We start from the raw sequence: 23,992 nt of genomic DNA on the forward strand, positions 1-23,992 counted from the left end.
GGGATGATGTGATCGGTCAGACATCTCTTATTCTTCGCGAGCATATGCGCTGAGGCAACAGTCTCGAGGCGCGGATGTTCTGCGGGGATCTCATACGTGAGATTGAGGGGGATTGCGACTTTCGGAGCGTCATAGTGCGTCACAGATTTTTTGGTTTTCGCCAGCGAGACCCCTAGTATTGACATGCTTATGGGGTACATAAGCTATTGTTAGCGCTTGTGTGTCCAACAACCTGTGTTTTGAAAGGACTGTGGAGAGACATGCATATTGATACCCGGGCCATTCTCGCGCCGCGCAAGAGCGAGTTTGGGGCGGTTGTGCCGCCCGTCCACCTCTCCTCGACCTTCGAACTCGATATCGACTCGGTGAGCGGGGACTACGCCTATCAGCGCGGCTCGAATCCTTCGCGAGCCGACCTCGAGTCGGTCATTGCGAGCATTGAGGAAGCGAAGCACGGATTCGCTTTTGCGACCGGGATGGCCGCAGTGAGTTCGGTTTTCAGCCTCTTGAGCCCGGGTGACGAAGTGCTCTTTTCATCCAACGTGTATGGCGGCACCTTCCGCTACGTCGAAAAGATCTTCCCTCGCGCTGGCTTGACGGGCACGTTCTTCGACGACCTCGGTTCTATTACGAGCGAAGACCTGAGCAAGAACACGCGCATGATCTTCGTCGAATCACCCGGCAACCCCACGCTGCGCGTCGTCGATATCGAGCGCCTCGCGAAGCTCGCGCACGCGCACGGCGCTCTCCTCGTCATCGACAACACATTCATGACCGCGGTCCTCCAGCGGCCCCTCGACTTCGGCGCGGACCTCGTCGTTCAGTCCGCGACCAAGTTCCTCGGCGGCCACAGCGACCTCCTTGCGGGTGCTGTCACGACGAATGATGACGAGCTCGCCGAGAATATTCGCCTCAGCCAGAAGGTCTTCGGTGGTGTGCTCGAACCATTGACCTCTTTCCGGCTTCTCCAGGCCATCAAGACTCTTCCGCTGCGCATCGCCCGTCAGCAAGAAAACGCTGAGAAGCTCGTTGCCTTCTTGAGCGATCACCCCGCAGTCCAAACGGTGCTCTCAGCCGGGTCCTTCAGCGAGGCTGAACGGGAGGTTCACGAGCGTCAAGCCAAAGGTATCGGCGCCGTCTTCTCATTCGAACTCGCGCAAGGCTACGACCTCAAGAAATTCCTCCATGCGCTCGAAATCCCCTCGTTCGCCGTGAGCCTCGGAGGAGTCGAATCGCTTCTGTCGATCCCGGCGACGATGAGCCACGACGGCATGACGCAAGCCGCACGCGACCGTGCTGGCATCACCAATGGCCTCGTGCGCTTCAGCGCGGGCATCGAGAATATCGACGACCTCCTGGCTGACTTTGCCAAGGCGCTCGACGCCGCGCAGAAGTAGTCACCTTCCCCATCACTCTCATAAAGGAGCTCACTATGTCTCTCTCCATTTCGCGCCGCTCAATCCTTGCGACCTCCGGCATTTCTGCTGCCGCCCTGGCCCTTGCCGCATGCGGCTCGTCCGATGATGGAAAGCAGGCCGGTGGCTCGGGCTCCTCAGAGGGCGTGCTCAAGGTTGGTGTTGAGGGCGTGTACAAGCCGTACAACTTCCACGCTGACTCGGGGAAGCTTGTGGGCTTCGAGATCGACATCGTCGAGGCGATCGCCGAGAAGATCGGCAAGAAGACCCAATACGTCGAGGCAAAATGGGACAGCCTGCTTGCTGGCCTCGATGCCGGGCAGTACGACCTCGTCATGAACAACGTCGCTGTGACCGATGAGCGCAAGAAAGCTTTTGACCTTACCGTCCCCTATGCACAGACCCAGGGTCGCCTTGGCGTCCCGGAGGGCTCGGACATCACGTCTCTCGCCGATGTCAAGGGGCGCCGCGCGGCGCAGACGACCACCTCAAACTGGGGGCAGGTCATGACCGACGCGGGGGCCGAAATTGTCGCGTCCCCGGGCTTCGCCGAGTCGGTCGAACTTGTGTCGACCGGCCGAGCTGACGTCACGGCGAACGAGGTCGTTGCGTTCAACACCTATCTTGAGGAACATCCCGATGCGCCGATCACGGTCCTGGACGAGAAGCTCGAAACCGAGGTTCTTATCGCCGGGGCGCTCAAGAAGGGCAGCCCTCTCACCGAGAAGATCAACAAGACTATTACCGAGCTCCTCGACGATGGCACGATCGCAAAGATCGGTAAGGACTGGCTCGGGCTTGACCTCACGCCCAAGAACTAAGCACCCCACGGAGATTCCCTCGTGAATGTTGATTTTTCGCGGGCCCTAGAGGTGTGGGCAGGGGCGATTGGCCCCATGCTCCTCGCGACCCTCAAGGTCACGATTCCTCTCTCGCTCATCGCTTTTGCGATCGCCCTCGTGCTGGCCATCATCACGGCCAGCGCGAGACTTTCGCGCTTCCGTCCGCTCAAGGCGATTGCGTGGCTGTACGTGTGGGTGTTTCGCGGAACGCCTCTGCTCGTGCAGCTCTTCATCGTGTTTTACGGACTGCCGAAGCTCGTCCCATCGCTCGTGCTCGACCCGTGGACTGCGGCCGTCGGAACCCTCGCCCTGAACAGTGGGGCCTACGCTTCCGAGGCGGTGCGCGCGTCAATCCTCTCGATCCCGCGCGGCCAGTACGAGGCGGCGGCGACGCTCGATCTCGATCGCCGCACGACGTTCCTCAAGGTGATTGCTCCGCAGGCGTTCCGCATTGCGCTCCCACCGCTCAGCAATGACTTCATTGACCTCGTGAAGGGCACGAGCCTCGTCTCGACGATTACGCTGCTCGACATGTTCATGGTGGCGCAGCAGCGAGCGGCCGCAACCTTCGAGCCGTTCTACCTCTACGTCCTCGTAGCGGCGATTTACCTTGTTCTTATTTCCGTGCTGAGTCTCGTGCAGGCGTGGCTAGAAAAGAAAGCGAGCGTGTACGTTGAGCGCGACTGAGACCTCTGCTGACCTCAATGCGGGTGAGGCGCGCAGCCCACTGAGGCTGCGCTCGATCACGAAGCGTTTTGGTGCGCTTACCGCACTCGATCACATCGACCTCGACATCGAGCCGGGACGCACGACCGTTCTGCTCGGCCCCTCGGGCTCGGGTAAATCCACGCTTTTGCGTTCCATCAACCTTCTCGAAAAACCGGATGAGGGCACGCTTGATTTCGGAGGCGGCCCGATAGACGTGAGCGGCAAGCTTTCGGATCAGAAGGTCCGCGAAATCAGGCGTCACTCGACCATGGTGTTCCAGCAGTTCAACCTGTTTCCGCACCTCACGGCTCTTCAGAACGTGACGCTTGCGCCGATCACGTCGCGCGGGATGTCGAAGGCCCACGCGCGTGAGAGGGGTATTCGCGCCCTCGAGCGCGTGGGGCTTGCAGACAAGATCGACGCCTATCCCGCGCGGCTATCTGGCGGTCAGCAGCAGCGGGTTGCAATTGCCCGCGCTCTTGCTTTGAGCACCGACTATCTCTTGTTCGACGAGCCGACGTCTGCGCTTGATCCGGAGCTTGCCGCCGAGGTTATCGCGGTGCTCTCGTCTCTCGCGAGCGAGCACCGCACCCTCGTCGTTGTGACGCATTCGCTCCAGTTTGCGCGAAGCGTTGCCGACCGCGTTGTGTTTCTTGAGGAAGGAAAGATCCTCTTCGACGGCGATCCCGAACACTTCTTCAACTCTGAGGATGAGCGTCTCAAGCGTTTTGTGAGCGTCGTGGGGTCGGTCTAGGAGTTCGAAACGGTAGGGGAGGGGCCGACGGTTGCCATTCTCGCGGCGTCACGTACGTGGCGCGTCGCCCTCCTCGAGCGCGAGCAAGAAACGCTTTTTCTCGATCCCGCCGCTATAGCCGCCGAGGCTGCCGTCGGATTTTATGACCCTGTGGCACGGGACCACGATCGGGAGGGGATTTGTGCCGCACGCCGTGCCCACTGCGCGCACCGCTTTGGGGTTGCCGGCGCGCTCTGCGATCCACCTGTAGCTTTGCCGCTCGCCGAAGCCGATCTGTTCGATTGCCTCATGCACCGCGCGGCGAAACCCCTGGGAAAGGGAGCGGTCGAGTGGGAAGCTGAAGGTCCGACGGTTGCCGTCGAGAAAGTCGAGGACCTGATCCTTAGCCGTGCTAAGCACCTCGTGGGGCTCGAATGCGGGTGCCTGAACTGAGGCGTGCGCGACTTTGCATAGCTGCGCTTCGGTGAGGGCTTTGGTGGCCGTGACGTCGTCGCTATCGAAGGCGATTCGCACGAGGCCACGTTCGGTCGCGGCGAGCATGAGCGTCCCGAGCGGGGAGGCGATTTCCGTGAATTCGAGCGTGAGCGGGGCTGCGCAGTGGGTGGGCATGGCCGTATCTTTCTGGTGCTCGAAGGTTGGTGGAGCTGCTGAGGTGATTGTGACACGTGCGCCTTGGAACCCTTTTATGGGCGCAAGCGCGAACAAAATGTGACGTGTGACATATGTGGGAGTCGGTGGAATAAGCTCGCCAGTAGAAGAGTTGAGCCTAGTGAACTCAAGTTGAGTGATACGTCGATTGACAACCCAACTTCGGGGAGCGTTGACTAATCGCGTTCTTGAGCACAGCCAAGTTGATAGCGGTGCGGCCACCACAGAAATTCACCGGTCGCACACGCGGAAGGAGAACACTTATGTCACAGGCAGTAGGAATCGACCTCGGCACCACCAACTCTGTTGTCGCCGTTCTCGAAGGTGGCGAACCCACCGTTATCGCGAACGCCGAAGGCGCTCGCACGACCCCCTCGGTTGTGGCCTTCTCGAAGTCCGGCGAAGTCCTCGTCGGTGAAGTCGCCAAGCGCCAGGCCGCGACCAACGTTGACCGTACGTACTCGTCTGTCAAGCGCCACATGGGCACCGACTGGACGACCGAAGTTGACGACAAGAAATACACCCCGCAGGAGATCTCGGCCCGAACCCTCGGCAAGCTCAAGCGCGATGCTGAGTCCTACCTCGGCCAGACCGTGACCGACGCGGTCATCACCGTTCCCGCCTACTTCAACGACGCGGAACGCCAGGCCACGAAGGACGCCGGCCAGATCGCGGGCCTCAACGTTCTGCGCATCATCAACGAGCCCACCGCCGCCGCTCTCGCGTACGGCCTCGAAAAGGGCAAGGACGACGAGCGCATCCTCGTGTTCGACCTCGGTGGCGGCACGTTCGACGTCTCCCTCCTCGAAATTTCGAAGGACGAGGACGGCTCGGCCATTCAGGTCGTGGCGACCGCGGGTGACAACCGCCTCGGTGGCGACGACTGGGACCAGCGCGTGGTCGACTACCTCGTGAGCCAGGTCAAGAACAAGGACGGCGTGGACCTCTCGAAGGACCGCATCGCGCTTCACCGCCTCAAGGAAGCCGCTGAACAGGCCAAGAAGGAGCTCTCGAGCTCGACCTCGACCAACATTTCGCTCCAGTACCTCTCGATGAGTGAAAACGGCCCGATCCACCTCGACGAGAAGCTCACGCGCTCCCACTTCGAGGAGCTCACGAGCGACCTGCTCGAGCGCACGAAGGCACCGTTCCACCAGGTCATCAAAGACGCCGACGTTTCGGTTTCCGACATCGACCACGTCATCCTCGTGGGTGGCTCGACCCGTATGCCGGCCGTGACCGAGGTTGTCACCTCGCTCACCGGCAAGGAGCCCAACAAGGGCGTCAACCCCGATGAGGTCGTGGCGTACGGCGCCGCGCTCCAGGCTGCAGTGATCAAGGGCGACCGCAAGGACGTGCTCCTCATGGACGTCACGCCGCTCTCGCTCGGCATTGAAACCAAGGGCGGCCTCATGACGAAGCTCATCGAGCGCAACTCGGCGATCCCGACCAAGACCTCCGAGGTCTTCTCGACCGCTGACGACAACCAGCCCTCGGTCGCGATCCAGGTCTACCAGGGTGAGCGCCAGTTCACGCGCGACAACAAGCTGCTCGGCACCTTCGAGCTCTCCGGAATTGCACCGGCCCCCGCCGGCATGCCTCAGATCGAGGTGACCTTCGACATCGACTCCAACGGCATCGTGAACGTGTCCGCGAAGGACCGCGGCACCGGCAACGAGCAGTCGATCCAGATCACGGGTGGCTCGGGTCTCTCCGACGAAGAGATCGACCGCATGGTGAAGGACGCCGAGGCACACGCTGCCGAGGACGCCGAGCGCCGCAAGAACGCTGACGCTCGCAACACCCTCGAGCAGCTCACCTACCAGGGCGACAAGCTCCTCAAGGACAACGGCGACAAGATCCAGAACGCCGACAAGACCGCAGCTGAAGACGCGATCAAGGAGGCCAAGGAAACCCTCGCCAAGGAAGATGCCTCGACGAGCGACCTCGAAGCCGCACGCGAAGCACTGAGCGAGAAGCTCCAGGCTGTCGGCACCGCGATCTACTCGGCCGCTCAGGCCGAGCAGGCAGGTAACGCCGAAGGCGCGGATTCGGCCGACGCTGCCTCGGGCGAAGACGACGACGTTGTCGACGCCGAGATCGTTGACGATGAGGACGACAAGTGAGCGAGAACGACAAACCGTTCACGTTCACCGATAAGCGCACGTCCACGAAAGGCGAGGAGCCAGACATGAACGAGCAGCCAACCGACGGCGCGCCGGAGGAAACTCCTGCGCCCGACGCGGCGGGCGCGAACAGCACTGAAACGCCCGAGAGCGCCGAGGTCGACGATCTCTCCGCCGAGGCCGGAGCCCTCTACGAGAGTGCTGCCGCCGAGACCGAAGCCCTCAAAGCGAAAGTGAACGAGCTCGAAGAGCAGCTCAAGCGTGACCAGGCCGAATACGTGAACTCGCGCAGGCGCATCGAACAGAGCGCCGTCGTGGGTCAGCAGCAGGCCGTCGCAAAGGTCCTCACATCGCTGCTTAGCGTCCTCGACGACATCGAGCTCGCTCGGCAGCACGGGGATATCGCCGAGGGCACGCCGTTTGCCTCGATCACGAGCAAGCTCGAGGAAGCACTCGGTGCGCACGGTCTCGCCCGCTACGGTGAGGTCGGCGAAGAGTTCGACCCCGAGAAGCACGAGGCACTCATGCACTCGAGCAGCGATGATGCCGAGGCGACGAGCCTTGAGGTCATCATGCAGCCGGGCTACATGATGGGGGACCGTGTCCTGCGCCCGGCGCGCGTGGGCACGGTCGGCCCCAACTAAGGCAGGGCATACGTCGGCCCCTCCCGATACGTGACAGTGGAACGGAGCGGGCCGACGCCATCAGCACACCGCGAGGCGGCGGGCACACGCACCGCCGCCTCGCTCCGTAGATTCAAACTTTTGACGAGGAGACACCATGAGCCAGCAGGAATGGCTGAGTAAGGACTTTTATAAGATCCTCGGCGTCTCCCAGGACGCCTCCGCAGCAGAAATCAAGAAGGCCTATCGCAAGAAGGCGAAGGAGCTGCATCCGGATAGGCACCCCGGGGATGCCGCGGCGGAAGAACGCTTCAAGGAAGTGGGCGAGGCCTACTCGATCCTGAGCGACGCGGAGCAGCGCAAGCAGTACGACGCGATCCGCGCGATGGGCGCGGGCGGTGCGCGCTTCGCCTCGGGCCCCGGCGGTGCAGCCGGCGGCGGATTTGAGGATCTCTTCGGTGCCTTTACCGGCGGTGGTTTCGGTGGTGGCGCGGGCGGCGTCAATATCGAAGACCTCATGGGGATGTTTGGCGGAGGTGGCTTCGGCGGGGGTCAGGGCCGTGCAGGCTTCTCGCCGAACGGCGGCTTTGGGCGCCAAGCACCTCAAAAAGGCGCCGACGTGAGCGCAAGCGTTAAGCTCAGCTTCCGCGACGCAGTGCTCGGAACCGAGGTGTCGTTTAGTGCGGGCGGTCGGAACATCACGACCCGTATTCCCGCGGGCATTCACGACGGACAGAAGATTCGGCTCAGGGGCAAAGGGCAAGCGTCGGCGAACGGTGGCGCCCCCGGCGACCTCATGCTGACCGCGAAGGTTGCACCCCACCCGCTTTACACCATGGACGGGATTAACCTGCGGGTAAACGTCCCCGTCACCGCCGCGGAAGCCGCGTTCGGCACGACCATAAGCGTGCCCCTTATCGATGGCTCAAACGTGAAGCTCAAGGTGCCCGCCGGCACTCCATCCGGGCGCACCCTGCGTGCCAAAGGGAAGGGCGTACGGGCCAAGAAGGGCACGGGTGATCTGCTCGTGACGCTTACGATTGCGCTTCCCGATACGCTCAGTGAAACCGCCGAGCGCGCCCTTCGCGACTTCGCCGAGGCGACGAGCGAGTTCGACCCCCGGGCGGATTTTGCGGAGAACGCCACCCGGTAGCACCACGACCGACGGCCACGAGAAGGAGGAGACATGGCACCGTCACGTTTCGATGAGCACGCGGGAGTCTTCGTCATCTCGGTCGCGGCCGAGCTTACGGGGATGCACCCGCAAACCCTACGCACCTACGATCGGCTTGGGATTGTGTCGCCGCAGCGCACGAGTGGGCGCGGGCGACGCTACAGCGCATGGAACATCGCGCAGTTGAGGCAAGTCCAAGCCCTCTCGCAAGAGGAAGGCATCAACCTCGCGGGTATCAAGCGCATCTTTGAGCTTCAAAACGAAGTGGAGCGGCTGCGCGCGCAACTCGACGAACTGACCGAGGAACGCGACGCACAGCGCAAGCGGGACACGAGGATCTTCGCGACCTCGCAAACCGGTGAAGTCGAAGCGATGCGCCGCGGTCAGCGGCCGCGTCGCCGCCAAGCGGGTGCGCTTGTCGTGTGGAGACCCGAAGGTCCGCGCTAACGCGTGAGCTGGCTCCGGTAGAACTCGCGCCACTGCTCGGCGACCGACGCCCTCGAATAGCGGGCGGCGCCTTCGCGCGCGGCCTGCTGGGCTTTCGCGTAAACGGTGGGGGAGTCCTTCAGCCTCGTGAGGGCCTCGACGAACCCGTCGATCTCGCCGCGCCCGGCCTGAACGCGCGTCGCGTGATCGAACAGCACGCCTTCGTAGTACACGAGGTCCCGAACCACGATGGGGGTGTCGGTTGCCATGGCTTCGAGAATCGTCATGGGAAAGAGCTCCTCGTAGCTTGGCAGGAAAAATGCATCCGCGGCGTTGAAGCACTCATTCATCTCCTCGCGCGGCACAAGTCCAATGAGCTTGACGTTCGCGGGGAGATTCTCTTTTGCCTTTTTGATTTGTTCGTAGCCGCTCGTGATGCGACCGAAAGAAAAATCCCCGGCCCACACGAAGAGCACCTCAGGCATTGCGCGTGCAACGTCGAGAAGATCAAAGAATCCCTTGCGGGTTTGCAGCTGGCCTGCGCACATGACCACGAAGCGAGTGTCGTCTGCGCCCCAGGCCCGTCGTCGTTGGGCGATGCTCTCGTTTCTCTCGAGAGGATGGAACTGTTCCTCTGAAACGAAATTCGGGATAAACGTGATGCGGGACGGATCGAATCCGTATGTGCTTTCGAGCGCTGTGATGAACCAGGGATTGACCGTGACGAGCGTATCCGTAGCGCGGTAGAAGTTCAGCATGTAGCGGTAGAACGCCCAGCGTGCCGGTTTCGGCATCGCGATCGAATCATCGACGGTCTCCGGAATGAAGTGCACATGGGCGAGCGTCGCCCCATGCCGCTTGGCGAGGGGGATCGCCGCGCGATATTCCGGGTTGATGGAATGGAAGTGGTTGATGTCGCCGAAGCTTCCGAGGCGGGCTCGCGGGTTGATATCGAATTCGTTGCCGAGCTCTGCGCTGATGAGTGCAACCTGCTCAAGGTAGGCGCTTCCCACCCCCTGACCCGCGACGGAGTCGGCTTTCGAAAATGCGTGAATACGTGGTTTCGCCATGTACGTGCCCTCTTACCAGGGGAGAAGATTGGTCACGAGCGCGCTAATGCCGAGCCCGTATGCCACGAGGGTGGGGATCTTACCCAGGAGGATGATCCACGTGTACGTCGAGAACTTCATTTTCGTGGTGCCGGCGAGGTAGCACAGGAGGTCGTCCGGGGCGATGGGCAGCACGATCGCGGCTGCGAATAGGGTCGTGAAACCGGATTTTCGCGTCCACCCGAGGTACTTTTCGATCGTCTTCTCGCTAAACATTGCCTCGATGAGAGCCATGCCCACCTGGCGCGCCACAATAAAATTGGTGAGCGAGCCGGCGCACACCGCGAGCCAGTTATAGATTGTGCCCTCGATCGGCCCGAACAGAATTGGAGCAGCGATCACGAGGAGACCGGCAGGGATGATGGGAAACATCACCGAGGCGAAGCTAGCCGCCATAAAACCTATCGGTCCCCAGATCCCGAGCGAGTCGATGTACGCCTGAAGAGAATCGAGGGACTCGAGCGTGCCGGTCTTGATACCCCACGCAACGAGGCCGATCGAGAACGCGAGCCCTACGAACGGCATGACCTTGACCGCGATCTGAATGGCCTTCTTGTGGGCGGTGACGCGTTCGGCGGTGTGCTCACCGAAGCGCGACTGATGGTGCTCTTTCGCACTCATCCCCTCACGCGGTTCGATCGCGGGAGCGATATTGGTGCGTGAACGTTCCGTAGGAGTGAACGGAAGTTTCTCGGCCCCCGGGAACGCTGGCGAGGAGTCTTCGGTCGGTGCGGTCGTGGTGTCCTCGTGTGCACTCATGCGGCCAGGCGCTCTTCTCCATTGGTCGTGGGGTGAGGCGTCTTTGTAACGCTCTCGCGGTGGGTGGAAATCTTCAGGCTCAGCGGGCTGCGGCGGCGCCCGGTTCCGACGCTTGCGAGCACCTTTTCGTAGACCTCTTTGGCGGATCGTCCAAAAGCTTCCGCCGAGAAAACTGTGGCGGCGCGCTTGGCGGCGCAGGCTGCCATGCGGGCACGCAGCGCATCGTCTTCGAGGATGTCGGCAAGGCGCGCGGCGAACTGGGTCGAGTCCCCGTAGGTGTAACCAGTTTTACCTTCGAGGATCACGCCGTCGAGCGAGTCATCCTTGCGGCACAGGAGCGGGATTCCACATGCCATGGCCTCGATGAACGTGAGGCCCTGGGTTTCGCTGAGCGAGGCAGAAACGAAGAGATCGGCCATGCGGTAGTAGTCGGCGACTTCCTCGGGAGCGCGGAAGCCCGCGAAACGCACCATATCCCTGATCCCGAGGTGGTCGACGAGGTCCTCGAGTTCGTTACGTGACGGGCCGTCACCGACCAGCACAAATACGGTTTCGGCCGGGCGGGCCTTTGCGAGGTGGCGCAGCACGTCGTCGACGCTCTTTTCTTTCGCAAGGCGGCACACCGATAGGAGAACCTTCGTGCCTTCAGCGATACCAAGCTCGCGGCGAATCTCGCGGCTGCGCTCGAGGTCCTCATTCATCTCAGCGGCGTGGAAACGCGAGAGATTGAGACCCGTGGGGATCACGGCGATGGGCTGTGTGACACCGTAGCCGCGAAGAAGCCTCTCGACCTTTGCCGTCGGCGTGATCACCGCACTGACCTGCTCGCAAAACTTCTTCGAGAAGGCCGTGATCATCTTCTTGCCCATGGTTTTCGTGGGCGCGTAGTAGTGGGTGTAATCCTCGTAAATCGTGTGATAGGTGTGCACGATCGGGATGTCGAGCGCCTTGGCGATCGTTCTGGCCCATAGGAAGGTCGAGAACTCGCACTGCGAATGAATAACATCCGGGTGCCACTGCTCAATCTCCCGCCGGATCTTTCGGTTGGGGAGCACAGAAATACGGGCGTGATCGTAAAACATGGAAGCGTTGAGCGATGCGAGGCGGTACACGCCATCGCGCGACGAGGACCGTAGGGACTCCGCGAGAGTCAGCACTCGTACGTCGCACCCGAGCATCTCGAGTTGCTTTTTGAGCGTGAGAACGCTCGTCACGACCCCGTTGACAACCGGCTCGTACCAGTCGGTTGTAATGAGGACCTTGAGGGGTGCTCGTTCACTTCTGTGCATCATCATGTCTCCATCGTGAGTCGCGGAGGCCTGTGGACGCATCGGTCTGGAGGATCGACTCAATCATCCTCGAGACTGATATTGCTCGAGCCGCGGGGCTGAGACTCCGCCAGCAAGCGAGGCCGCAAACCCGCAGGCGGGCGCGTCGCCACAACGCTTCGCACTTCGAGACTATGTGCCCTGTGTTTCGGGGCGGCGAACGCCATCCCGGAGTTTTCCCGGAATTGCGTGCGGGGAGAAAAGCCTCAGTTGCGCGAAGTCACGCGCGCGGGAACGCAACTGAGGGCTTGAGGCTCGATATAGTCGCGGCTATGGTGCACACGGAAAATTCGCCGGAAGCGGCGGCCGCGCTCGATATACAACCGGTCATCGTCGGGGGTGACATCGGCGCATACTCACTCGCGCGAGCCTTTCACGAGGCGTACGGGGTCAAGTCGATCGTTGTGAGCGCGAAACTTGGATGGCAGATCGCGAGGAGCGCGATTATCGACAACGTGCTGTGCGAGGATCCCATGGACCCTGGCGTGCTCGCACCGTCGCTCACAGCAATTGCCGAGAAAATCGGGGCTGAGCGGCCGAACGCTCAGGTCATCCTTTTGGGTTCCGCCGATGCCACGGTCAAATCCATCATCCGTGTCCGCGATGAGCTGGGAGCAATGGATCCCGCGTGGATCGTGCCGTACGTGGGCCTCGAGGCGTTCGAGGCCGGCACCGAGAAGAACAACTTCACGCGCCTGTGCGAAAAGCTCGGTGTTGACCACCCCGAAACGGTGATCGTCGACCTCGCAGCGGGGGTGCCTGAATCATTCGACCTCCCCTTTAACTACCCCGTAATCGCGAAACCAGCCGACGTTTCGGCATGGAAGCGAACGAGTTTTGTTGGGAAATCCAAGGTCCACACGGTAGCGAACGAACAGGATCTCCGTTCACTCTTTGCCAAGATCCACGGGGCCGGCTACCGCAAGGCGATCATCGTTCAGGACCTCATTCCCGGCGACGATCAAAACATGCGCATCCTCACCGCCTATTGCGACCGTAACTCCCGTATCCGATTTGCCTCGTGGGGGCGGACGCTGCTCGAGGAGCACACTCCCGGCGCCATTGGTAATCCCGCAGCGATCGTTTCGGGCGTCAATCGCGAAGCCGTGGCACAGGCCCAAAAAATTGTGAGTGAACTCGGTTGGACCGGCTACGCGAACTTCGACCTCAAGTATGATCCGCGAACGGGCCGAACCGTGTTCTTTGAGCTTAACCCCCGACTTGGCCGATCGAACTACTACATCACCGCAGCCGGCCACAACCCCGTCACCTACTACGTCAACGAGCACATCCTCGATGCCCTCGGAGAGCCGGGGGAGATTGTTCAGGACCAGCCAGAAACGCTCTACACCGTGGTGCCGGTGGCCCTCGTCAAGCACTACACCCGCGATCCCGAATCGCGCGCGATCCTCAAGCGCGTACTCAAAGCGAGGCGCGTCAAGAATCCGCTCAACTATCGCGGAGTCGAAAAAGATCCGAAACGCTGGTTTTACTACTACGCGGCTCTCGTGAACTACGTGAAAAAATTCCGCACTCACTACAAGCCCGATACCGCGGACGTACAGGCCTCTGGGGAGAAGTGATGACGGTGTGGCAGACCCCTTTCGTAGGGGTACTTGGAGGGGTAGGCCCCGGGGCAACGGCCGTGTTCATGGACGTCCTTGTGCGAGCGACCGCTGCTCGAACGGACCAGGACCACATCGATTGCATCGTAATGCAGCACGCGAGTACCCCCGATCGTACGCGCCATATCCTCGACGCAGCGCATGCGGAGGACCCGGGCCCTGTGCTTGCCCACGATGCGGCGTTTTTGGAGAATGCGGGAGCGTCGTTTCTTGTGCTGCCCTGCAATACCGCCCATCACTACGCCGAAGCGATCGATTCCACTGCGCAGGTGGACCTGCTGTCCATCGTCGAGGTCACCGTGCGAGCCGCCGCCAAACGTCTTCGTGAGCGCCGAGCAGAGGATTCGCCGGTTGCGATCTTTGCGACTGAAGGCAATATTCACGCAAACGTTTACCAGGATGCGCTAGCGCGCGCGGGCCTCGCGTCGATGGTTCCCGACCGGGACGTTCAAGAGGTCGTGAACTCTCTCATCTACGACCAGGTCAAAGCCGGCCGCCCCGTCGACCTCCCGGCCCTTTCGGGCATCATCGACGCAATGGAGGCAGCTGGTGCCGGTGCGGTGATCTTTGGATGTACCGAACTGAGTTTGATCTTCGACAAGGAATCGATGTCAGGCGACAGGCGCATTGTTGACTCGCTGCGTGAGCTCGCGAAGGCGACGGTCAAGAAGACAGGCAAGCGGCTCACTCCCGCCTTTGCTCATTAGAGTTTTTCCTTTTCTGTGACATTCACAGCAGAGAGGTGCATACTGGTAATGCAACAGGGTTGCCACTAGCGCAACGCGAGATAGATTCTCGTGACGTGATAGCCCCGGCGCCCTTGAGCACAGCAGCCGGGCTCCGGCCGCGCCGATCGCACGATGCTCAACGCAGCGCATTCGCGCGATCGCACATACGCAGCGCTGCGTACCGATCCGCGAGACTTCGCGTGAATTAAGGAGAACTCCATGACTGAGAAACCCGCTACCTCCGTATCCGAACTCGAAGCCCTCAAGACCATCCAGAATGGCGAAAAGCAGAAGCTCACCTTCTCCGACGCTGAAATGGAACGCCGCATCAGCGGTCTTCGGGACATCATGGCCGCAAAGGATCTCGACGCTGTTGTGCTCACGAGTTTCCACGGCATCAAGTACTACTCCGACTTTCTCTTCACGTACTTCGGTCGGCACTACGCCTTCGTCGTGACGCAGGAGAACACGTGCACGATCTCCGCCAATATCGATGCGGGCATGCCGTGGCGCACAAGTTACGGTGACAACATCGTGTACACCGATTGGAACCGCGATAACTATTACGAGGGCATTCGTGAGGCGCTCCGCCGCGCAGGAGTCTCGCCAAAGCGTGTCGGTGTCGAGGATGACTCCCTTCCCACGCTCTTGCGCAGTCGCCTCGAGAATGCCCTAAGCGGCGCAGAGCTCGTAGATATCTCGCTCGAATCCATGCGTCAGCGAATGTTTAAGAGCGCTGAGGAGATTGAGGTCATCAAGCACGGCGCACGCATCGCAGACCTCGGTGGCGAGGCGATCCGCGAGGCAATTCGCCCGGGCGTGACCGAGTATGAGGTTGCACTTGCCGGCACCGAAGCGATGGTGCATGAAATCGCCAAGACCTTCCCGCATCGAGAGGTGCGTGACACGTGGGTGTGGTTCCAGTCAGGCATCAACACCGACGGCGCGCACAACTGGCCGACCACGCGCAAGCTTGAGGCGGGCGACATTCTCTCGCTCAACTGCTTCCCGATGACCTCGGGCTACTACACGGCCCTGGAACGCACACTGTTCGTGGGAGAGCCGAGCCCCGAAGCACGCCGATACTGGGACATCAACGTGGAGGTTCACGAGGCGGGCCTCGAGCTCATCAAACCAGGTGCGGTGTGCAAGGATATCGCCGCTGAGCTGAACAAGATTTACGTGGGCTACGGCCTCTTGCCGAAGCGCACCTTTGGCTACGGCCACTCGTTCGGTGTGCTCTCGCATTATTACGGCCGTGAGGCAGGGCTTGAGCTGCGCGAAGACATCGATACCGTGATCGAACCCGGCATGGTTGTGTCGATGGAGCCGATGATCACGATTCCCGAGGGCGAGCCCGGCGCGGGTGGCTACCGTGAGCACGACATTCTCGTGGTCGGCGAAGATGGTGTAGAGAACATTACGAAGTTCCCGTACGGCCCGGAGAAGAACATCATCCCGGCCTGAAGTCTCGCATCTTGAGCTAACACGCGGTGCGGCCACCGCATCGTGGCCGCGCCGCGTACGCTTTTTCGTTAGTTGCGCCCGATTCGATTCATCCCGCCCCATCTCCAGGAGCCAACCGTGGACATCGACCCGACTATTCTCGACACCGCCGTATCCCCACGTCCCGAACGCGACCTCGCTTTTACCGCAGCCCCCGACTATGCCTCGTGGTGTCGAGGGCGCTCCGTCGTGCTCATCCCCGTTGGCGCTCTCGAGCAGCACGGCCCCCACATGCCACTCGGTACCGACGCACTTCTCTCGCACGCCGTGGCACGCGGAGCGTGCGATCTCGTCAACGCCAAGGCGCATGGTGACGTTGACCCGGTAAAAGTCGCGCAGCCGTTCGTATACGGCTATAAATCGCAGCAAAAGTCCGGCGGGGGTAATCACCTCCCCGGCACAATTAGCCTCGATGCCGAGACTCTCACGAGCTACGCACGTGACATCACGCGCGGTTTTTTCGCGCAGGGGGTAAGCAGCGTGGTGTTCGTCAACGGACACTATGAGAACTATCAATTCCTCTACGAAGGCGTGGATCTTGCCCTTCGGGACCTCGGGATCGTGCAGGGCTCCGAGCGCAGCGCGCTCTTACTTAGCTATTGGGACTATGTAGATGACGCGACGCTCGCGAAGGTCTATCCCGACGGCTTCCCGGGATGGGACATCGAGCACGGGGGTGTTCTCGAAACTGCTCTTATGATGCGCCTTTACCCGAGTCTCGTGAATGAATCCCTGATGATCGATCACCCCGCAGCTGATCTTCCTCGCTTCGACCGTCTCCCCGTCGTACCGGGGCGTACGCCCGAAACGGGCTGCCTCTCGTCACCGCGAGGGGCCAGCCGCGAAAAAGGGGAGTGGCTCTTTTGTGCAGCGGCCTCTGCTATCGCTGCTGACCTCCTCCAAGAACTGAACCTCACCTAAGCGCTTACAAGCGTCCGCCCTCAACGAAGGATAGAACTATGCCCCGACCGAGAACGCCCGAACCGGATCAGGCTGGGCCAGAGCATTCGCTCGAGGAGCCGTGCACTCAGACCACGGAGGTGCAGCTTCCTCGCTTCCGCGGTTCGATCATTCCACCTATCGATTCGCTCATCATTAAGGCGCTTCCACCGATCCTTATCGTGTGCGTTGTCATTGCGGTCGTCGTCAACCCCGACGGAACCGCGAACGTGATCGATGGCCTTCGCACACAGATCACGGCGGGGTGGACCTGGTATTTCGTCGCCTACTCGGTGCTCGCGGTCGCCCTGTGCGTGTGGTTGACGTTTTCGAAGCTCGGCAAGGTGCGCCTCGGAGGTCCGAAAGCGAAGCCCGAGCACTCGGCTTTCGCGTGGTATTCGATGCTCTTCGCCTGCGGGCAGGGCATTGGCCTCATTTTCTGGTCACTCGCGCAGCCGATCATGATGAAGGAAGATGCGGCGATCCTCCCGATCACGGGGAACCCGGGCGAGGGCGGAATCGTGTGGACATACTTCCACTGGGGCTTTACGGCGTGGGCGATCTATGGCGGTATCGCTGCGTGCCTTGCCTACTCGCACCACAACCTCGGCAAAACCCTCACCTTCAGGGAGGCGACCGTCGACATCCTTCCTAAGAAGGCGCAGCGCCCCGCCGGCGTGGTCATCGAGATGCTTGCGATCATCGCGACCGTTCTCGGTCTTGCAACGAGCTTCTCGTTTGCCGCCATTCAGTTCTCTTCGGGTCTAAGCTCGCTCACGAGTCTGGAAAGCGGCAATACGGTGTGGCTCATCGTGATCGCTGTGTTCGCTGTTCTTGCAGCATTCTCCGCCTTCATGGGTGTGGATAAAGGAATGAAACGCATTTCCGAGCTCAACACGATTCTTTCGGTCGTTCTCGTGCTCGGTGTGCTTCTTTTCGGACCCACCGTCTATATCCTCTCGAACCTTGTGCAAACCTCGGGAAGTTTCATCAGCAACTTCCTTTCTATGAGCTTCTTTACGGCGCCCGAACTCACGATGACCCCGATCGATTCGTGGCAGGACAGCTGGAACGGCTGGTGGACCGTGTTCATCTGGTGCTGGGTGATTGCATTCAGCCCCTTCGTTGCCGGCTTCATTGCGCGCATTTCGCGTGGCCGCACGATCCGCGAGTTCGTCGTCGGGGTGACGATCGTGCCGTCGATTATCGTCATGGTCTGGGTGGGCATCATCGCCTCGGCCGGGATGTTCTACGACGAGAAGAGCGGCGGTGCTGTCACCGAAGCGGTCGGGATCGATAATGCTGCGGGCCTCTTTGAAATGCTTGGCATGATCCCCTTCATCGGTACGATCCTCATTATCGTGGCGACCGTCCTCGTGGGCACCTACTACGTGACCTCTCTTGATTCAGGCACGTACGCGCTCGCGGAGTTCGTGAATGCGCCGAAGAAGGCGAGCAGCGCGTTCAGGGTCGTGCTTGTTGTCTCGATCGCCGTTGTCGCGATTGTGCTCCTTTCGCTCGGCTCCGACTCGGTTGTGGACACCGTGCAGACCGGAACGATCATCGGTGCGTTCCCATTCTCGTTCGTGGTGCTGCTCATGATCATCAACCTTTTCAGGCGTTTGCGGCACCGCGACCGCGAGACCCGCTTGCTCGAGCGTGAGGTCAACGACCCCGAGGTTCGCCCCGAGGACTTCACGGTTGATGAGCACGGCCTTCCGCTTCCGCCGGAGGAGATTCCCGCCAACATCCCGAGGCTTCCCGAGAAGGAATAACGCTCGCCACACGATGGGCGAGAGGGCCCCGCTTTGTACGGGGTCCCTCTCGTGGTGATTAGCATGGAGCCGTCATGACGAAAACGACCACACACTCCGCGCCCCAGGCCCCGCGTTCGAATTCCACCATTTCGACCGTCGCCGCAATCCTTCGATGCTTCACGGTCGATGAACCCGAATGCGGCGTCACCGAAATTGCGGAGGCCGTCGGGCTTCACAAGTCGAGCGTGTCACGGACCTTGCGCACCCTCGAGGCTGAACGCATGGTTGCGCAAAACCCCGAGACGAAAAAGTACCGACTGAACTGGGGGCTTTTGTCGATCGTTGGCCCGCTCCTATCGCACTTGGATCTGCGCTCGCTCGCGTACCCCACCATGAAAGAACTCGCTGGACAGACCCGCGAGACGGTGTCGCTGTGCGTATTCGACGGGGTAGAGGCGATCGTGGTCGAGCAGGTGCAGGGCACCGAAATGATCCGCCACGTCACCCCGATCGGCACGCGCTACCTGTCGCTCGCCCACGCAACCGTGCGAGTCTTCCACGCATGGGGCGGGGGAGAGCCCGGCCTGAAAGTCGAGGGAGTTGACGAAGTTCAGCCGGCGGTACTCGGCTGGAGCAAAGAGTCCTACGATCAGCATTGCGCCGAGATTCGCGAGCGCCTCTACGCGGTCAACAACCGTGATTCGAACGCAGACGAGGTCGGTATCGCAAGCCCTATCTTCGATCACCGCGGAGGGATCGTGGGGGCGCTTCTCCTCGCCGCACCTGCGTTCCGGACCTCGGAGGAAAGAATCGACACTCTCTGCCCAGCTGTGCGCGAAGCCGCGGAAACAGTGGGGCGCAGCATGGGGTTTACGCCCGAGAACTTTCGTTAAAAAGGCGGGCGCCGGGCCCGGTGGGTTCCGGGTCCGACGCCTTCCGGTTTTGCGTCGATCGCCTACAGGCGGGCGGTGCTTACTTCTTGATCCACACCGTTGAGTTTGCGGCGAGGATGGTCTTCGCGTCGGGAACGGAAGCGAAGACGACCTCGGCTCCTTCGGGAAGGGCGTGATCCTGATCGGTCGTATTGACTAGCACCGTGATGGGACCCGAGGTGAGCGAGAGGATGCCCTCACCGAGGGAATCGTTGATCGTAACGTCGGTGCCCTTGCCGAGCTCGAGTTCGCGACGCAGGTGCAGGGCCGTGCGGTACATCTCGAGCGTCGAATCGGGCTTTCCAGCCTGCTGGTCTGCGGCGAGTTCGCCAAAGATCTCGGGCTGGGGGAGCCACGCCTTGCCCGTCGGGGAGTAGCCGTAGGCGGGAGCATTCTTTTCCCAGGGGAGCGGCACGCGGCAGCCGTCGCGGCCCGGAACACCTGCGCGCTTGTGGGCAGGGTCTTCGCGAAGCTCGTCGGGGATGTCCGCGACCTCGGGAAGACCAAACTCTTCACCCTGGTAGATGTACGCCGATCCGGGCAGGGCCAGCATGAGGGCCGTGGCGGCGCGTGCGCGGCGCACGCCAAGCTCAAAGTCGGGGTTTTCCTCGCGTGAGAGGCCCTCGCCGAAGCGGTAGCCGTGATCGAAGCCGTAGCGGGTCGCGTGGCGGATCGTATCGTGGTTGGACAGCACCCACGTCGTGGGCGCACCAACTTCATTCGCGAAGGTCAGCGGCTCCATGATCGCCGACGTGAGGGTCTCGACGCTCCAACCGGCCTGCAAGAACCCGAAGTTGAAGATCTGATGCATTTCGTCGGGGCGCACGTAGAGGTGCTGGCGGTTCTTGGGAACCCAAGCCTCGGCGACCATCATGCGATCGCCGTCGTATTCGTTCATGATTGCGCGCCACTCGCGGTAGATCTCATGCACGCCGTCCTGATCGAAGTACACGGGGACGTCGTCGTCATCGCCCGTATCGAGCATCGCGGTTTCCGTGGCCTCGGGCGCATCGGGAAGTCCCTCGGGCTTCACCATGCCGTGCGCGACGTCCACGCGGAAGCCGTCGGCCCCGCGCTCCATCCAGAAACGCAAAACGCCCTCGAACAGTTCGTGGACCTTGGGGTTCTCCCAGTTCCAGTCGGGCTGAGAGGTATCGAAAATGTGGAGGTACCACTGGCCCGGCTGACCGTCGGCCTCCGTGATGCGAGTCCAGGCGCTGCCGTGGAAAATCGACTGCCAGTTGTTCGGCGGAAGTTCGCCGTTTTCGCCCTTGCCGTCGCGGAACATGTACATATCGCGTTCAGGCGAGCCGGGCTTTGCCGCAAGGGCCTTCTGGAACAGCTCGTGCTGATCGCTCGAGTGGTTCGGAACGATGTCGACGATCACTTTGATACCGAGCTCGTGTGCGCGGGCGATGAGGTCGTCGGCGTCGCTGATCGAGCCGAAACGTGGATCAACGTCGGTGTAGTTCGAGACGTCGTAGCCGCCGTCCTTTTGCGGGGACGTGTAGAACGGGGAGAGCCACAGCGCATCGACGCCCAGGTCCTTGAGGTAGTCGAGCTTGGCGGTGATGCCGGGCAAGTCGCCCATGCCGTCACCGTTTGAGTCAGCGAACGAGCGCGGATACACCTGATAAACAACGGCGTCGCGCCACCATTCGTTGGCCATGTGGAAATCCTCCTTGGGTTGTACGTGGTGCCCACGAGGTGCGGGCGGGAACAGTTGGGGGCGGCTCAGTGGCCGCGAGAGGGTGCGGCCGTGAGGGGTCGCAAGGGCACGAGGGCGAAGCCCGCGCGTTCGGCGCGCAGGGTCAGTGTGTGTTCCGACGGCTGCTCTCCACGTGTGGAGCCCGCGATCTCGAGAGTGAGGCCCTGGGAGCACACCGCGGCGCGGTCGTGCCCGCTGGCGGAAGCAAGTACGAGCGATTCGGGAAGAGCGATCTCGCCGTGCGCCGCTCGCGCAAGATGGACGAGAACCGGCTCTTGTTCATCGGTGCGTATGAAGGTCAGAGAGTCACGCCCAGCGTGCAGCCAGCGCATGCCGCCGCTTTGCAGCGCTCGAAATGCGTGGCGCGCCGCAAAAACCCGCCTGGTGAGCTCTTGCCAACGCTGCGTCTTGTCGGGGAGAGCGCCGGTATCGATAGCCCCCCACGGCATCGGGGTGCGTGAGTGCTCGCCGTTGTTACCTTCGAGTGCGAGCTCGTCCCCGGCAAAAAGGGTGGGGATACCCGGGAAACCAACGAGCGCGCCGAGGGCGGCCGCGTGGCGATCAGGGTCGGCGAACACGGTGCGGCTGCGTGCCGTGTCGTGCGAGCACAGTTGATTTTGTGAATGAAGGCGAGCTTCGTAGGTGAGCTGAGCGTTGTAGTCGCGCAGACTTGCAAGAACTGCACGTGTGGGAAGCTGCGGTACGCGCATGGGGAGCCCGAGCCACATTACCGAGGAGCTCTGCGGGCTCAGCCACGCCCACAGCGGCTTCGTGAAGCCGGTGTAGTTCATCGCGCCATCCCAGCCATCACCGGCGAGGTCGGCTGAGGCGTCGTGGAAATGCTCGGCGACAAGCCACGTGTCCTCTCGCATTGCCTCGCGGATTTCGCGGGCAACCTCGTGCGTGAGATCCTGCGCGCCGTGGCGACCCGTCATGTTCGCAACGTCGATGCGCCAGCCGTCCACGTTAAACGGGGGCTCGAGGTAGCGGCGCACGATCGAATTCTCGCTCGCGTACATACGCTCGCGAAGCGAGGCGCTCTCGTAATCGAGCTTCGGGAGCGAATCGATGCCGAGCCAGCCGTCGTAGCGATCGGGGTGCTCTGTGAAAAAGTAGAAGCCTGCTTCTTCACTCGTCGCGTCAGCCTGCGCTCGTGCGAACCACTCGTGGGTATTGCCCGTGTGGTTTGTCGTGAGGTCCATGACGATCTTCATGCCGCGCGCATGAGCGGCCCGGGTGAGCGAAACCAGGGCCTCGTTGCCGCCCAGTAGAGGATCGACGTACTCGAACGTCGAGGCGTCATAGCGATGCGCCGAACCTGCCGGGAAAATCGGGCACATGTACACGACACTAACGCCAAGATCCTGCAGGTAGCCAAGCCTCTCTTCGAGGCCTTTGAGGTCGCCACCGTAGATTTGGCGACCGTTGCGCTCGCCGTTCTCCTCGCACGGCTCGTCCCACTTCATAGGGAGTGCCCACTCGGGAAGCTCGTGCACGGGAAGTTCCCCGCTCGAGACCGAACGTGCGAAACGGTCCGGGAACACCTGGTACACGATCGCGCCCTCAAGCCACTCAGGGGCCTTCGAGCCGCTCGCGAGATACGTGAAATCGTGGGCGTCGGAGACATCGTGATCGGCGATCCCCGCGGCCGTAAGCCACTCGTACACCGGTTGCCCATCTTCGCGACCCGTTACGAGGAAGCGATACCTCGTCACGGGATTGCGCGCGAGAAGCTCGGCCTCAAACCAGTGTCCGGCACCGTCGGCATCGCCCCGTGTGCACGTGACGAACCTGGGCTCTCCATCCATCAACTGGCGCAAAACAACCGTCGGATCCTGTACCGAATCGGGAACCCACACGCGAAGCGGAACGGATGCGTCGAGCCCCGCGGCCCGGGAGGGGACCCCAACGCGCGAGTTGTCGTGGAAGGGTTCGTGCGCCAAAAGCACGGCTGAGTCCTCTTGGTACGGTCTCACGCAGCGATCAGCCCTTCACGGCGCCGGCGGTCGAACCGCCCACGATGTACTTCTGGAGGAATTGGTACAGCGCGATCACTGGAACCATCGTCATGACCGCACCAGCGGCAAAAATGCCGAGGTTATTCGAGCGATCGCCCTGGAGCATGCCGTAGAGCCCCACCGCGAGAGTCTTCTTGCTGTCATCCGTGAGGAAGATCGAGCCGAGGAGGAAGTCGCTCATGACACCCACGAGGGATAGCACGAACGTTGTGGCGAGAATCGGCGTGAGGGTCGGCACGAGAATGCGCCAGAACACCTGCCAGTGGCTCGCGCCATCAATGATTGCGGCTTCGTCGAGTTCCTTCGGAACAGTGTCGAAGAAGCCCTTGATGAGCCACACCTGGCCGAGCGAGCCACCGAGCATCACGATGATGTAGCCCGGAAGCGAGTTGAGGCCAAGGAACGGAATCGCCTGACCGAGATCCGCGATCATCGTGTACACCGCAATCATCGAGAGAATCGCCGGGAACATCATGACGAGCAAAAGCGCGAGGAGACCTCCGCGGCGGCCCTTGAACCGCATTCGGCTGAAGGCATAGCTCGCAAGCAGCGACAGGAAGATCTGCGTGAACGAGACGACCGCGCAGACGATGACCGTATTCAGGACCCACTGCAAGAAGTTTCCGCGTGCACCGCTCAGGAGGGTTTCGAAATGCACGAGGCTGAACTGCGTCGGGATCACCGAGGTCGAGCTGACCGTGCCGAGCGGGTTGAGCGACGCAGAGATCACGTAGAGGATCGGGATCGCCGCGAAAATCATCGCGGCAATACCCACGAGATGACGCCACCCGATTTCGGCGCACCATCGGCCGAAGGGCATCTTGTTGGAACGCTCGAAGCCTTGAGGATTGTTCTTAGACATTGTTT

At 61.5% G+C, this 23,992-nt stretch carries 21 protein-coding genes; 14 read left to right on the forward strand and 7 right to left on the reverse strand.

Going from position 1 to position 23,992, the window contains the following annotated elements; translation table 11 throughout:
- Positions 1-260 precede the first annotated feature (260 nt).
- The 4 genes from HMPREF3157_RS01395 to HMPREF3157_RS01410 are packed head-to-tail and all read left to right on the forward strand — an operon-like array spanning position 261 to position 3,719.
- Positions 261-1,397: a trans-sulfuration enzyme family protein gene (locus HMPREF3157_RS01395; RefSeq protein ID WP_070435306.1), complete on the forward strand. Its 1,137-nt coding sequence runs from the start codon at positions 261-263 to the stop codon at positions 1,395-1,397.
- A 35-nt stretch (positions 1,398-1,432) separates the two neighbouring features.
- Positions 1,433-2,236 carry a transporter substrate-binding domain-containing protein gene (locus tag HMPREF3157_RS01400; protein WP_070435307.1) on the forward strand — a complete coding sequence of 268 codons (804 nt, stop codon included), beginning with the start codon at positions 1,433-1,435 and terminating at the stop codon, positions 2,234-2,236.
- 21 nt (positions 2,237-2,257) lie between these two features.
- Positions 2,258-2,944 (forward strand): amino acid ABC transporter permease, encoded by a 687-nt coding sequence (locus HMPREF3157_RS01405; protein WP_016664268.1) that lies wholly within the window; start codon positions 2,258-2,260, stop codon positions 2,942-2,944.
- Positions 2,931-3,719 (forward strand): amino acid ABC transporter ATP-binding protein, encoded by a 789-nt coding sequence (locus HMPREF3157_RS01410; protein ID WP_083288007.1) that lies wholly within the window; start codon positions 2,931-2,933, stop codon positions 3,717-3,719. Before HMPREF3157_RS01405 ends, HMPREF3157_RS01410 begins: the two co-directional genes overlap by 14 nt.
- A gap of 48 nt (positions 3,720-3,767) precedes the next feature.
- Here the strand turns inward: HMPREF3157_RS01410 and HMPREF3157_RS01415 are convergent, their stop codons facing one another.
- A complete protein-coding gene (locus tag HMPREF3157_RS01415) occupies positions 3,768-4,328 on the reverse strand; it encodes a methylated-DNA--[protein]-cysteine S-methyltransferase (RefSeq protein ID WP_070435308.1) in 561 nt (186 codons plus the stop codon).
- A 302-nt stretch (positions 4,329-4,630) separates the two neighbouring features.
- On the opposite strand from HMPREF3157_RS01415, the gene dnaK reads away from it, so the two are divergent.
- The 4 genes from dnaK to HMPREF3157_RS01435 all read left to right on the forward strand — a co-directional run bounded on the left by dnaK (position 4,631) and on the right by HMPREF3157_RS01435 (position 8,737).
- Positions 4,631-6,493: a molecular chaperone DnaK gene (gene dnaK, locus HMPREF3157_RS01420; protein WP_070435309.1), complete on the forward strand. Its 1,863-nt coding sequence runs from the start codon at positions 4,631-4,633 to the stop codon at positions 6,491-6,493.
- Positions 6,490-7,137 (forward strand): nucleotide exchange factor GrpE, encoded by a 648-nt coding sequence (locus tag HMPREF3157_RS01425; protein ID WP_070435310.1) that lies wholly within the window; start codon positions 6,490-6,492, stop codon positions 7,135-7,137. The genes dnaK and HMPREF3157_RS01425 overlap by 4 nt, the downstream gene beginning before the upstream one ends.
- A gap of 136 nt (positions 7,138-7,273) precedes the next feature.
- Complete coding sequence (locus HMPREF3157_RS01430) at positions 7,274-8,269, forward strand: DnaJ C-terminal domain-containing protein (protein WP_070435311.1); 996 nt, start codon at positions 7,274-7,276, stop codon at positions 8,267-8,269.
- A 33-nt stretch (positions 8,270-8,302) separates the two neighbouring features.
- Positions 8,303-8,737: a heat shock protein transcriptional repressor HspR gene (locus HMPREF3157_RS01435; protein WP_016664274.1), complete on the forward strand. Its 435-nt coding sequence runs from the start codon at positions 8,303-8,305 to the stop codon at positions 8,735-8,737.
- Here the strand turns inward: HMPREF3157_RS01435 and HMPREF3157_RS01440 are convergent.
- The 3 genes from HMPREF3157_RS01440 to HMPREF3157_RS01450 are packed head-to-tail and all read right to left on the reverse strand — an operon-like array spanning position 8,734 to position 11,879.
- The gene (locus HMPREF3157_RS01440; protein WP_070435312.1) at positions 8,734-9,786 is read right to left on the reverse strand and encodes a glycosyltransferase family 4 protein; all 1,053 of its coding nucleotides are present in this window, start codon (positions 9,784-9,786) and stop codon (positions 8,734-8,736) included. The genes HMPREF3157_RS01435 and HMPREF3157_RS01440 overlap by 4 nt on opposite strands.
- A gap of 12 nt (positions 9,787-9,798) precedes the next feature.
- Positions 9,799-10,584, reverse strand: a complete 786-nt coding sequence (locus tag HMPREF3157_RS01445; protein ID WP_016664276.1) for a TVP38/TMEM64 family protein — start codon at positions 10,582-10,584, stop codon at positions 9,799-9,801.
- On the reverse strand, positions 10,581-11,879 hold the full coding sequence (locus HMPREF3157_RS01450) for a glycosyltransferase family 4 protein (protein WP_210386251.1): 1,299 nt from the start codon (positions 11,877-11,879) through the stop codon (positions 10,581-10,583). Before HMPREF3157_RS01450 ends, HMPREF3157_RS01445 begins: the two co-directional genes overlap by 4 nt.
- Positions 11,880-12,184: 305 nt before the next feature.
- On the opposite strand from HMPREF3157_RS01450, the gene HMPREF3157_RS01455 reads away from it, so the two are divergent.
- From HMPREF3157_RS01455 to HMPREF3157_RS01480, 6 genes are all read left to right on the forward strand, one after another.
- Complete coding sequence (locus HMPREF3157_RS01455; protein ID WP_070435314.1) at positions 12,185-13,495, forward strand: carboxylate--amine ligase; 1,311 nt, start codon at positions 12,185-12,187, stop codon at positions 13,493-13,495.
- Positions 13,495-14,244 (forward strand): cysteate racemase, encoded by a 750-nt coding sequence (locus HMPREF3157_RS01460; protein WP_016664279.1) that lies wholly within the window; start codon positions 13,495-13,497, stop codon positions 14,242-14,244. Before HMPREF3157_RS01455 ends, HMPREF3157_RS01460 begins: the two co-directional genes overlap by 1 nt.
- A gap of 240 nt (positions 14,245-14,484) precedes the next feature.
- The gene (locus HMPREF3157_RS01465) at positions 14,485-15,732 is read left to right on the forward strand and encodes an aminopeptidase P family protein (protein ID WP_070435315.1); all 1,248 of its coding nucleotides are present in this window, start codon (positions 14,485-14,487) and stop codon (positions 15,730-15,732) included.
- A 117-nt stretch (positions 15,733-15,849) separates the two neighbouring features.
- Positions 15,850-16,692, forward strand: a complete 843-nt coding sequence (locus tag HMPREF3157_RS01470) for a creatininase (RefSeq protein WP_016664281.1) — start codon at positions 15,850-15,852, stop codon at positions 16,690-16,692.
- 38 nt (positions 16,693-16,730) lie between these two features.
- Positions 16,731-18,485, forward strand: coding sequence for a BCCT family transporter (locus HMPREF3157_RS01475; RefSeq protein ID WP_070435316.1), 1,755 nt, complete (start codon positions 16,731-16,733; stop codon positions 18,483-18,485).
- A gap of 74 nt (positions 18,486-18,559) precedes the next feature.
- Positions 18,560-19,360, forward strand: coding sequence for an IclR family transcriptional regulator (locus HMPREF3157_RS01480; RefSeq protein WP_070435317.1), 801 nt, complete (start codon positions 18,560-18,562; stop codon positions 19,358-19,360).
- A gap of 79 nt (positions 19,361-19,439) precedes the next feature.
- Here the strand turns inward: HMPREF3157_RS01480 and HMPREF3157_RS01485 are convergent, their stop codons facing one another.
- The 3 genes from HMPREF3157_RS01485 to HMPREF3157_RS01495 all read right to left on the reverse strand — a co-directional run bounded on the left by HMPREF3157_RS01485 (position 19,440) and on the right by HMPREF3157_RS01495 (position 23,987).
- Positions 19,440-21,068 (reverse strand): glycoside hydrolase family 13 protein, encoded by a 1,629-nt coding sequence (locus HMPREF3157_RS01485; protein ID WP_070435318.1) that lies wholly within the window; start codon positions 21,066-21,068, stop codon positions 19,440-19,442.
- 65 nt (positions 21,069-21,133) lie between these two features.
- The gene (locus HMPREF3157_RS01490; RefSeq protein WP_070435319.1) at positions 21,134-23,056 is read right to left on the reverse strand and encodes an alpha-amylase family glycosyl hydrolase; all 1,923 of its coding nucleotides are present in this window, start codon (positions 23,054-23,056) and stop codon (positions 21,134-21,136) included.
- Positions 23,057-23,090: 34 nt separating this feature from the next.
- Positions 23,091-23,987 (reverse strand): sugar ABC transporter permease, encoded by an 897-nt coding sequence (locus HMPREF3157_RS01495; RefSeq protein WP_070435320.1) that lies wholly within the window; start codon positions 23,985-23,987, stop codon positions 23,091-23,093.
- Between the last annotated feature and the right edge of the window lie 5 nt (positions 23,988-23,992).

The organism is Dermabacter sp. HMSC06F07 (assembly GCF_001807345.1).
GTDB lineage: Bacteria > Actinomycetota > Actinomycetes > Actinomycetales > Dermabacteraceae > Dermabacter > Dermabacter hominis.

Coding starts and splice junctions, on each gene's coding strand:
- HMPREF3157_RS01395 (WP_070435306.1), top strand. CDS start 261: ATGCATATTGATACCCGGGCCATTCTCGCGCCGCGCAAGAGCGAGTTT.
- HMPREF3157_RS01400 (WP_070435307.1), top strand. CDS start 1,433: ATGTCTCTCTCCATTTCGCGCCGCTCAATCCTTGCGACCTCCGGCATT.
- HMPREF3157_RS01415 (WP_070435308.1), bottom strand. CDS start 4,328: ATGCCCACCCACTGCGCAGCCCCGCTCACGCTCGAATTCACGGAAATC.
- dnaK (WP_070435309.1), top strand. CDS start 4,631: ATGTCACAGGCAGTAGGAATCGACCTCGGCACCACCAACTCTGTTGTC.
- HMPREF3157_RS01430 (WP_070435311.1), top strand. CDS start 7,274: ATGAGCCAGCAGGAATGGCTGAGTAAGGACTTTTATAAGATCCTCGGC.
- HMPREF3157_RS01435 (WP_016664274.1), top strand. CDS start 8,303: ATGGCACCGTCACGTTTCGATGAGCACGCGGGAGTCTTCGTCATCTCG.
- HMPREF3157_RS01440 (WP_070435312.1), bottom strand. CDS start 9,786: ATGGCGAAACCACGTATTCACGCATTTTCGAAAGCCGACTCCGTCGCG.
- HMPREF3157_RS01445 (WP_016664276.1), bottom strand. CDS start 10,584: ATGAGTGCACACGAGGACACCACGACCGCACCGACCGAAGACTCCTCG.
- HMPREF3157_RS01450 (WP_210386251.1), bottom strand. CDS start 11,879: ATGATGATGCACAGAAGTGAACGAGCACCCCTCAAGGTCCTCATTACA.
- HMPREF3157_RS01455 (WP_070435314.1), top strand. CDS start 12,185: ATGGTGCACACGGAAAATTCGCCGGAAGCGGCGGCCGCGCTCGATATA.
- HMPREF3157_RS01460 (WP_016664279.1), top strand. CDS start 13,495: ATGACGGTGTGGCAGACCCCTTTCGTAGGGGTACTTGGAGGGGTAGGC.
- HMPREF3157_RS01465 (WP_070435315.1), top strand. CDS start 14,485: ATGACTGAGAAACCCGCTACCTCCGTATCCGAACTCGAAGCCCTCAAG.
- HMPREF3157_RS01475 (WP_070435316.1), top strand. CDS start 16,731: ATGCCCCGACCGAGAACGCCCGAACCGGATCAGGCTGGGCCAGAGCAT.
- HMPREF3157_RS01480 (WP_070435317.1), top strand. CDS start 18,560: ATGACGAAAACGACCACACACTCCGCGCCCCAGGCCCCGCGTTCGAAT.
- HMPREF3157_RS01485 (WP_070435318.1), bottom strand. CDS start 21,068: ATGGCCAACGAATGGTGGCGCGACGCCGTTGTTTATCAGGTGTATCCG.
- HMPREF3157_RS01495 (WP_070435320.1), bottom strand. CDS start 23,987: ATGTCTAAGAACAATCCTCAAGGCTTCGAGCGTTCCAACAAGATGCCC.